Raw genomic sequence first — 10,733 nt, 5'->3', positions numbered from 1 at the left:
AAAACTCAAAACTCAAAACTCAAAACTCAAAACTCAAAACTCAAAACTCAAAACTTAAAACTTTCTTCCCCATTCCCCATGTTCAATCGCAAACTACCCTCGTGGCTACCACAATTAAATCATCAGGTTTGGATTCTCGCTCTTGGTCGATTATTATCGCAAATTGGTACAGGATTTACCCTATTTTATGCTTCAATCTTTTTTGTAAATCAAGTGGGATTAACTGCCACAGCAGTAGGAATTAGTCTGGGTAGTGGTTCAATTGCAGGGGTATTTGGTCGCTTTTTAGGTGGTTCCTTTGCTGATTCTAAGTTTTGGGGGCGACGACGTACCTTATTACTTTCAGCGGCAATTTCTGCTGTAGCGGATGTGGTTTTAGCGCTAACTTATAATTTCCATACTTTAGTGATTGGGAATTTATTAATGGGTTTGGGAGTTGGGTTATATTGGCCTGCAACAGAAGCAGCCGTTGCCGATTTGACGACAAATGAACAGCGGAATGAGGCTTTTGCTATTACCAGATTGGCAGATAGTTTGGGTTTGGGTATTGGTGTGGTATTAGCTGGGGCGTTGATTGCTAATTCTGGGAGTTATCGCGCTTTATTTTTGATTGATAGTGTTTCTTTTGTAGTGTTTTTTGTGATTATTTATTTTGCTGTTCCTGAAACTTATCAGTTTCAGAAAGAGTCGCGAAAATTCCATCAAGGTTGGGGCGTGGCATTTCGCGATCGCAGTTTAATGGTATTCGTTTTGGTGAATATTCTTTTCACTACTTATTTGGCTCAAATTCAAAGCACTATTCCTTTATATTTCACTAATTTTATTTCATCAGCAGGGATAGATAAAGGCTTCTCTTCCACAACTATTAGTGCTATTTTTACCTGGCATATTGTATTTGCTGTCCTTTGTCAACTACCCATGGCTCGTTTTATTAATAAGTTTAGCCGTCCGCGCGGTTTAATGTTATCTCTCTTATTGTGGGGAGGAGGATTTGTATTGATTTGGGTAACGGGAGTAGTATCAAATAATGCCTTAATTTGGGCGGTTTTGGGATTAGGATTATTATCGCTGGGAATGGTATCTTATACTCCTTCAGCTTCGGCGTTTGCTGTAGAATTAGCGCCTGAATCATTGAGAGGAGTTTACCTTTCAATTAACTCTCAATGTTGGGCAATTGGCTATTTTATTGGGCCAACTTTGGGGGGTTGGGTACTAGATCAACCCAGTGGGATCGTTTATAGTTTTTGGTTAATATCAGCCGCTAGTGTGGGTGTGGGTATGTTAATTTTGCAGTATCTCGATCGGATTTTAGGTGAATGAATTCTATGTTGCGGTAACACAGCGTACAGATAGCATCTGTAGCGGTAAACTTGTTCTTCATGCTTGGTTTTATGACATTGAAACAGGAAAGATTTTTGCTTATAATGCTCAGGAAAGTAAATTTGTAACTTTGACTTCCGATTCGTTTCCAGTACCCAATCCTCTGTCATTGATGAATCCTAGATAATTTAGTGTAAAACAGCCGATTATTGCTAGATACCATTGCACTCCAATCTGTAGATAGGCTTCGATAGTACCTTTGTACTTTAAATTGACTGCGATCGCAGCATATCCGATCGCAATTTCCCTAAATATGGTTCAATTAATATGCCCGCTCTATGAGACATGAATGAAAAACCTTTTCTTACCCCTATTGATAGCCGCAACGCGACTAATTAAAGCCAACTTCCTGCGCCAAACTCGCCATACCGCCGCTGTACAGGAAAAATTCTTACTGACATTATTACGAGAGTATCAAAATACTGAAGTGGGGCGCAAGTATAAATTAGGGGAAATTAAAACTGTTGCAGAATTCCAAGAAAGAATCCCCATTCTCCCTTATAGTAGCTATGAACCATATATTGAACGTAGCGCTGCTGGGGAAGCAAATCTATTAACACCAGATCCTATAGTTTATATTACCCTAACTAGTGGTTCGACGGGTAAAAAGAAACTAATTCCTGCGACTAGGCGATCGCAAAATATTCTCCGTAATGCTAATCTCGTTAGTATGGGCTTTCTGAGTGACGCATTACGTCGGCGTGGGCAGGAGTTTGGTAAAGTTTTATTGACTAATTCGGCCCAAATTTGGGGAAAAACTAGTGGTGGCATTGATTATGGTCCAGCTAGCGTTGGGGTAATGCGGATGGATAAGCGCCTCTACGAGCAACTTTTCTCCAATCCCTTTGAAACTCTTCTCGTAGGCGATAGTCTGGCGCGGCACTATATTTGTCTGCTTTTTGCTTTGTGCGATCGCAATTTGCGGGGTATAATAGCTAATTTCCCCATGCTTATTCTTCGTACTTGTAACTATTTAGAAAAATATGGGGAAGAATTAATTCAAGATATTGAAAAAGGTACTATTGCGCCATGGTTAGAATTGGAAACATCTCTACGCCAACAACTAGAATTTCAGTGGGTAGCTAATCCTAGCCGTGCTAAAGAATTACGAGAAATTATTAAAAATGAAGGAAGATTAACACCCAAACAAGTTTGGTCAGAATTAGCTTTTGTGGGTACAGCTAGAGGTGGTACTTCAGATTTCTATTTTGAACGTTTTCCTAGTTATTTTGGCGATATACCTGTATTTGGGGCAGTATTTTCATCGGCAGAAGCCACCTTTAGTATGTATCCAGAATTGGATAATGATAGCAGTGTTTTGGCTATTGAAACAGGATTTTTTGAGTTTATCCCTCAAGATGAATGGCAATCCGAACATCCCAAAACCTTACTGGCAACTGAAGTAAAACCTGGACAAAGATATCGGATTTTAGTGAGTAATTATGGAGGTTTTTTCCGCTACGATATTGGTGATGTGATAGAAGTAGTGGGATTTTATGAGAAAGCACCTTTAATTGTCTTTCGTCATCGACTGGGCGGATTAATTTCTTCCACCACTGAGAAAACTACCGAATCTCATGCTACCCAAGTTATGCAGAGTTTACAACAGGAATTTAATATCCTATTAGAGGATTTTTGTCTGACTTTATCAGAGGATGATTTTCCCGCCCGCTATTTGGTGAATATTGAACTAGTTGCAGGGCAAGCTTTGGAGAATTCTCAAGCTTTTCTCGCCAGTTTTGATGATAAGTTAAAGGAAGCTAATACTCACTATCAAATTAGTCGCAAAGATACTATACCAGCACCACACCTGCGGATTCTTGCGCCTGGTAGTTTTGCGATTCTTCGTCAGCGACAATTGGAAAGGGGGGTTCCGGATTCTCAGTTGAAGTTTCCTCATATTACTGAGGATAGGGGATTTTTAGGTGGGTTAAAGGTGGAAATGGAGATTGGGTTGTGATATGGAGTTTATGGGTGTGGGGATATTATCTTTTTTTAACGCAGAGAGCGCAGAGGTTAACGCAGAGGTACGCAGAGGTTTTTGAGTAAGAAGGAGATTTTTAGGTGGGTTAAAGGTGGAAAGGGAGATTGAGTTGTTGCAGTCATAATTAGTTGTGGAGGGTGAAATTGTTTTCAGCTTGGCTACTCGACTAACTTAAATTCACCCCCTTCAATTTTAACCAAAATAGGTTGAGTTTTTCGCTCACCCGATCCAAAACTTAGTGATTCGCCAGAGGTTTCTTGTGGTGACAGATTAACCTCTTTCAGTTGTTGTAAAACCGTGGCACGAGTGGGATTGATAGACAAAGCTTTAATCAAAGCTTGAGTAGCATCATAGCTAGTGGCAGTGCGCCAGCTAACTTCTCCTCCCCATTGCTGCGCTGCGGCTTGGGAAAAGTTTTTTGATTGTGGACTATTTTTAAACCAGGGCACAGCTAGAATTAACCCTTCAGCAGCTTTTCCCCCTAGAATCAAAGTGTCATTGTTATAGAGACTATTTCCACCCAACAACTTTAGTCCTTTTTTCTGTGTATTTTGGGGACGAGCTATTAAATCTCCATTGTATTTGATAACTTTGAGCGCCACATCAGTATGTTGGGTGTCAGGAAATAATGCCGCCCCCTCTGCTTGATATCTCCACACACTTTTTGGTACTTCTTTGTCAACATCTAGTTTGGGATCTGCCAAATTAATCAGTGGCGGGTGAACTACTTCACCTCCTAGTTTTTCAAAGTATTTTGTAAATACTTCCCGCATACTGTCACTATAAGTACTTTCAGGATTGGCGAAAATTACTACTTTTTTTAATTTCAGGGTTTGCGAAGCATACTCAGCTAACTTTTTTCCAGCAGGATGATCAGAAGGTACTGTCCTAAAGAAATTATCACCCTGCAAAGATATACTGGTACTGGTGGGAGAGATGATGGCTAAATTAGCTAATTTGTATTCAGCTAGTGCCGCGTTAGTTGCTTCACCGGAGTTATGTCCAATTACTCCCATTATGGATTTATCTTTGACTAATTCCTGGGCTATTTGTTTGGCTTGCTCCTGCTCATTAGCATCGTTGGCAATGATAACTTCTAGTAATTTACCGTTTAATCCACCTTTCTGATTAAATTGATTTTGAGACTGGGCAATACCCCGCAACATTTCTTTAGCGAGGTTAGCTTTATTATCTGCTGGGACAACCGCAGCTATAGTCAAACGAGAACCCTGTTTGCGGGCTAGAGCATTGTTGTAGTAAATCAGGACTTCTGGATCGTTGCGATTATCTGCTACAGCCTGTTTAAAAAATTGAGCAGCTTCGGAGTAATTTCCTTTTTTGAATGCTTCAATTCCCAAATCGCGATTAGTGTTACCAGTAATAGGAAATAAGGTAAGTTCACCACGACTAATATTAATTATCGGATTTGCTATACAGAAAATACCTAATTTTTTATTTTCACTAGGTAAGCAGGGAGTTGCCAATTGATAAACGCCAAAACCTACAGCGGCAGAGATTAATCCTATCACTGCCACTGAGCTTAACAGAATTCGCTTCTGTCGAGGTTGAGGCAGACTATGGTGTTTTTTCCCCAGCCACACCAAAGCCCCCTTATCAGAAACTTCAATTTCTTGCTCTTGTTTTATTCCTGATCCTTGGTGAGTATGAATGTATATGTTATTAGCTTCGTTTGACTCAGACTTCTCTAACTTTTTTACTTTTTCTAGCTCTTGCCGTAGTGGGTGACGTTGCACCAACCAGCGGCGGACTAATTCAATTTTTACTCTTCGTCCTGTGTCATCCAGGAAACCAAATTCAACCAGTTGTTTGACTGCTTTAACAAGTGAATCTTTTGGGTAAACTCCATATTTTTTTAGCAGATTTAATGAGTCTTGCGGAACTTTATCTGCTTTTTCAATAGCTATCTTTTGTGCCTCCGCTACAGATGAAAAAACTACTTTTTCCGTGCTAGACAGTCCATCCCAGAACCATGCCAAGCCAGCTTCAGCGCTCTCAATTGCCTTGTCTACAATACTCTCTACATCTTCACGACTGACTTGCCATTTCTCTAGATCCCGCGCTCTGCCAAAAATAGCAAAGCCTATTACTTGGGTAAAATAGGGATGCCCTGCCGACAGTTCTAGAATTGCTTTTATCGCCTCTGTTTCATAGTTAAGCACCCCCTCTGCTGGTTTAGTAATTAACCTTTTAGCACTTAATTCGTCGAGCAAGCCAATTTCTTGGCATGGCACACCCTTAACTAGACTGAGTAAATTCGGCATATCTAGTGATTGCCGTCCTACAAATGGAATGATGAATAGTTTATTATCTAGCTCTAGAATAGACTGTAAATAGGGAAAAAAATCTTCAAATACTGGGACTGAATAGTCAATGCCTAAGAGATCAAATTCATCCAGCAACAAGACTAAATTTTTCTCACCCAATGCCTCATAAACTTTGGGCAAAAATTGACTCGAAAAAATATATGGTTCTGCTTCTAATTCGGCTACTGAAGGCAGCCTTATCTTATCGGCATCTAACTCTAGGTGTTCAATAATGTCTTGAGCTAGGGCTACCAAGATACTGCTGAGGGGTTCTTGACTGTAGAATTCAAGATCAAAAGGAACAAAGACAAACTCATCCGAGCCAACAAAATGAGGAATATTACGGAGTACAGACGACTTCCCAATACGCCGTTGACCGTGCAACAAGATAAATTTTACACCCTGCCTCAGATTATCCTCAATAAAGTGGAACAAGCGTTCCCTTCCGAAAAACTTTTCTGGCTCATCGATTGGACGACCAATGATGTAAGGATTTCTCAGAACTGTTGGATATGTCATCATAAAAACACCTCCGTCGTTGGAAACTCTGTGTCTACCCTGCGGGAAGCAAGCTATAGACCAGAGAGGAAAACGCGGCAGCGGTTTTAACCGCCTACCCCTTGCGGGGCGGAGGAGTATGGTTGCTCCTCCGTGGAGATATGGTTGTCTCCAATCTCTTTCGAGTAAAGTTAGCTTTGACCTGTTATCTGAGCTTGTTAGGCTGAAAGCACTGTAAAGCGTGACCTTAGAACTGTTTAACTGACAGCGACAGAGCAAGGGACTAGCGTTCGACTGAGCGCGTTCGACTGAGCGCTCACGCCGAAGTCTCACGCCGAAGTCTACGCATCCACAGGGTGTCGTGACTCAAATAACGGCTACTCTTGGGAGTGGTCTGGTAAGCACGGCTTCGACTAATTTCTTAGCTGAGAGCCACCGTGTCTTTAGACCGGGGTTGCTTACTTATACTATCGCTCCGAAACACTAGTTCAGTGTTGGCTAAATAACTACTGTACCAGTTCAAATTGACCATTCTTAATTTTAACCAAAATAGGTTGAGTTTTTCGCTCACCCGATCCAAAACTTAGTGGTTCACCCGAAGTTTCCTCTTTTGGCAGATTAACCTCTTTCAGTTGTTGTAAAACCGTGGCGCGAGTGGGATTATTAGACAAAGCTTTAATCAAAGCTTGAGTAGCATCATAGCTAGTGGCAGTGCGCCAGCTAACTTCTCCTCCCCATTGCTGCGCTGCGGCTTGGGAAAAGTTTTTTGATTGTGGACTATTTTTAAACCAGGGCACAGCTAGAATTAACCCTTCAGCAGCTTTTCCCTCTAGATCCAAAGTCTCCTTGTTATAGAGACTATTTCCACCTAACAACTTTAGTCCTTTTTTCTGTGTATTTTGGGGACTAGCTATCAAATCCGCATTGTATTTGATAATTTTGAGCGCCACATCAGTATGTTCGGTGTCAGGAAAGAATGCCGCCCCCTCTGCTTGATATATCCCCACACTTTTTAGTATTTCTTTGTCAACATCTAATGCGGAATCTGCCAAATTAATCAGTGGCGGGCGAACTACTTCACCTCCTAGTTTTTCAAAGTATTTTGTAAATACTTCCCGCATACTGTCACTATAAGTACTTTCAGGATTGGCGAAAATTACTACTTTTTTTAATTTCAGGGTTTGCGAAGCATACTCAGCTAACTTTTTTCCAGCAGGATGATCAGAAGGTACTGTCCTAAAGAAATTATCACCCTGCAAAGATATACTGGTACTGGTGGGAGAGATGATGGCTAAATTAGCTAATTTGTATTCAGCTAGTGCCGCGTTAGTTGCTTCACCGGAGTTATGTCCAATTACTCCCATTATGGATTTATCTTTGACTAATTCCTGGGCTATTTGTTTGGCTTGCTCCTGCTCATTAGCATCGTTGGCAATGATAACTTCTAGTAATTTACCGTTTAATCCACCTTTCTGATTAAATTGATTTTGAGACTGGGCAATACCCCGCAACATTTCTTTAGCGAGGTTAGCTTTATTATCTGCTGGGACAACCGCAGCTATAGTCAAACGAGAACCCTGTTTGCGGGCTAGAGCATTGTTGTAGTAAATCAGGACTTCTGGATCGTTGCGATTATCTGCTACAGCCTGTTTAAAAAATTGAGCAGCTTGGGAGTAATTGTGTTTTTTGAATGCGTCAATTCCCAAATCGCGATTAGTGTTACCAGTAGTAGGAAAGAAGGTACGTTCACCACGACTAATTTTACTTGTATCTTGTACACATAGAATACCAAATTCTTTATTCTTACCTGCGGGACAAGGAGTTGAAAACTGATAAACACCGAAGCCTAAAAGGGGAACAATTACTGCTGCTGCTATTGTACCGATCAGAAATCCCTTACGTTTATACTTATTACTGTATTCGCTTTTTTGTGGCAGTGGATGACGTTGTACTAACCAACGACGAACTAATTCAATTTTGACTCTACGTTTCGTATCATCTAAGAAACCTTTTTTTTCCAAGCTTTTAGCTGCCTCTCTCAAGTCATCTGTGAGGCTAATTCCATAGTTTCCAAGAATCGTTAACGAGTCTTCCGGAAAATCTTGGTTTTTCTTAATAGCTATGTTTTGAGCTTCTGCTACTGCTGAGATAACCACTTGTTCCGGAATAGGCAATCCATCCCAGAACCATGCCAACCCTCCTTCACCACTCTCAATTGCTTTGTCTATAATAGCCTCTACATTAGCACGAGTGACCGTCCAGTTATTTGTAATCCTTGCTTCCTTGAAAAGACTATCACATATTACTTGAGTAAAATAGGGATGTCCTGCTGACAGTTCCTGAATTGCGTTTATCGCATCTGCTTCATAGTTTAGCACCCCCTTTGCTGGGTTAGTAATTAGCCGTTTAGCACTTGTTTCGTCCAGTAAACCTATTTTTTGGTTTGGCGGACTCCCAAATAAATTAACCAGATTTGGTATATCCCCCACATGCCTACCCACTACTGGAATAATAAATAATTTTTCCTCCTGACGTAACAGTTTTTCTAAATAGGAAAAGAAACCAAGTCCTTGTTCTACGATGCTGAAAGTTTCTTGACTTGCAACATCAAACTCGTCCAGCAATAACACGAGGTTTTTGCCGTGAAGTGACTGATAAACTTCTGACAAAAACTTACTAAAATAGAGCAAGGGTTTATTTTCTAATTCTCCACTATCTGGCGGTTGTATTGTATCTATATTTAGTTGTTCGACAATCGCTGTAGCAAGTTCAGCCAAAATCTCATTCAACTTTGACTGACTTTTGTCTTCCAGATTGAAGTGAACAAAGAAAAACTCATCCTTGGCAACAAAATGGTGAATCATTTTTAGTACAGACGACTTACCAATACGTCGTTGACCATGTAACAAGATAAATTTTACATTCTGCCTCAGATTATCCTCAATAAAGCCGAACAAGCTTTGCCGTCCGAAAAGCTGTTCCGGTTCATCAATTGGACGACCGATAATATAAGGATTACGATTCCTACCTTCAGGATTAGTCATATTTATTTATTTATTTATTCACTTCCAGTTAAATAAGCCCTTAATCGCTCCTGTCGGCAATGCTGCTAACAGCTTGCCAGACCATTCAATTGCAGATAGTGCCTGATCTTTATTCTTCCACAGCCATTGAATTGTATTTGTGATTTTCTTGGCTTGACCATGACTCATCGGATTGAAAAATATCTTTTCTCTGTCTTGTAAGTTGTTCGTATTCCACAATTCTTGAACCACCAACCGCTTCATTATTGATGAAGTGAAAGAATACTCCGATTTCCCTGCATGGACTTTGCGGATAATTACTCCTTGCTCTTCCAGGTTGGTTAAATCCCGCTCTTTTTGGCTAAAAATAATATCAATGTCACTCAAATCAAATTTTTTATTCTTATGGAGGCGACCCTTCAAATCCATCAAAGCAATCAACATTAACAGATTCTTCTCTACCTCATTACACCTGCGCCAAGTATTGTCAAAAAACTGTTTAGTATCGCTCTCAAACCGAGCGGAAAAATCTTGAGCATCCAGTACTTGACCTTGACTTCCCCGCACCTCTCTGTACAGAAAAGAACCAGCAATTTGTAGCATTGCTGGGTGTCCTCCTGCAATTTCTCGAATAGCCTTGCGTAATTCCAGAATGTCTTTATCTAATCCCGGTGTTTTTTGGATACCCAATAATTGATCGAATTCCGTATCATTAAATGGCTTGAGTGATTGAAACAAATAATGATTGTACCAAGGAGACTTATTCAGATTTAGCTTAGGACCGAGTTCATTCAGTCGCTTGAGTGAAGCAACAATCATCGATAGATATTTTCTCTCCTGAGAGTGGTAACTCAAACTACGGCACTCGCTCAAGAATAGTTCCATTTCCGCTTCAGTATATTCCTCATTTGTCTGAAGAGCCGCATCATAATCATCAATCAGCAATACCAAGAATTTTTTACTTTGTCCCAGCTTCCGCAATACCTGACGTAGGCTTTCTTTTGTTGTGCGATTTGCCAGTAAGGTGTCAATATTAGCCTGTATCGCAGGTTCCCTATCCAATTTCTCCCTCAATAAACTCAGCACTTCCCGCCAAAAACCAGCGGGAGTGAAGGGAATGATATTCCCACAACTGACTAAAACAATCACAGCCGACGACGAATCTAGTCTATGTTGTTGCCAGGTTTCAGTTGAAGCCAACTTCTCCAGGAAGGAAGTCTTCCCCATTCCCGGACCTCCCCAAATTGCCATGTGACTGCGATTGTGGATTTGGTCGAATGCCGCATCAAGTTCAGATGTCCGCCCCACAAAACGTTGTGGAGGAACAGCTTGTCCAACAAAAAAGGGATTTGGCATGATTATATGTATGTGGGAAAGATTGAGTTAAGGCTCAGATTGCCGTTAAAAAAGAAACTTGGGCTATTAGACTTCTCCGAAAAAAAAACCTGAAACGCTTACCCTGTCACTCTGTCTAAGTGAAAACCTAATTTCCGGAGAGGCATATTGTAAATCTCTCTACTATTA

5 protein-coding genes are annotated in these 10,733 nt (G+C 40.7%); 2 read left to right on the top strand and 3 right to left on the bottom strand.

The genetic code is table 11. From position 1 onward, the window contains the following. Positions 1 to 78: 78 nt before the first annotated feature. The gene (locus NJ959_RS18840) at positions 79 to 1,320 is read left to right on the top strand and encodes an MFS transporter (protein ID WP_254013280.1); all 1,242 of its coding nucleotides are present in this window, start codon (positions 79 to 81) and stop codon (positions 1,318 to 1,320) included. A 349-nt stretch (positions 1,321 to 1,669) separates the two neighbouring features. After that, positions 1,670 to 3,340 (top strand): GH3 auxin-responsive promoter family protein, encoded by a 1,671-nt coding sequence (locus NJ959_RS18835; RefSeq protein WP_254013279.1) that lies wholly within the window; start codon positions 1,670 to 1,672, stop codon positions 3,338 to 3,340. Positions 3,341 to 3,522: 182 nt separating this feature from the next. Here the strand turns inward: NJ959_RS18835 and NJ959_RS18830 are convergent, their stop codons facing one another. The 3 genes from NJ959_RS18830 to NJ959_RS18820 form a co-directional block, all read right to left on the bottom strand. Then, positions 3,523 to 6,210 (bottom strand): ABC transporter substrate-binding protein, encoded by a 2,688-nt coding sequence (locus NJ959_RS18830; RefSeq protein ID WP_254013278.1) that lies wholly within the window; start codon positions 6,208 to 6,210, stop codon positions 3,523 to 3,525. Between the two features lie 482 nt (positions 6,211 to 6,692). Beyond that, positions 6,693 to 9,230 (bottom strand): ABC transporter substrate-binding protein, encoded by a 2,538-nt coding sequence (locus NJ959_RS18825; RefSeq protein ID WP_254013277.1) that lies wholly within the window; start codon positions 9,228 to 9,230, stop codon positions 6,693 to 6,695. A gap of 18 nt (positions 9,231 to 9,248) precedes the next feature. Next, a complete protein-coding gene (locus NJ959_RS18820; RefSeq protein WP_254013276.1) occupies positions 9,249 to 10,565 on the bottom strand; it encodes an ATP-binding protein in 1,317 nt (438 codons plus the stop codon). Positions 10,566 to 10,733: the final 168 nt, after the last annotated feature.

This window comes from Limnofasciculus baicalensis BBK-W-15, from assembly GCF_024178385.1.
GTDB classification, from domain to species: Bacteria; Cyanobacteriota; Cyanobacteriia; order Cyanobacteriales; family Coleofasciculaceae; genus Limnofasciculus; species Limnofasciculus baicalensis.
This window is presented reverse-complemented; position numbering and strand designations above follow the sequence as displayed.

Excerpts from the sequence above, each read along its gene's own strand:
- NJ959_RS18835 (WP_254013279.1), top strand. The coding sequence starts at position 1,670 with ATGAAAAACCTTTTCTTACCCCTATTGATAGCCGCAACGCGACTAATT.
- NJ959_RS18830 (WP_254013278.1), bottom strand. The coding sequence starts at position 6,210 with ATGATGACATATCCAACAGTTCTGAGAAATCCTTACATCATTGGTCGT.
- NJ959_RS18825 (WP_254013277.1), bottom strand. The coding sequence starts at position 9,230 with ATGACTAATCCTGAAGGTAGGAATCGTAATCCTTATATTATCGGTCGT.
- NJ959_RS18820 (WP_254013276.1), bottom strand. The coding sequence starts at position 10,565 with ATGCCAAATCCCTTTTTTGTTGGACAAGCTGTTCCTCCACAACGTTTT.
- NJ959_RS18840 (WP_254013280.1), top strand. The coding sequence starts at position 79 with ATGTTCAATCGCAAACTACCCTCGTGGCTACCACAATTAAATCATCAG.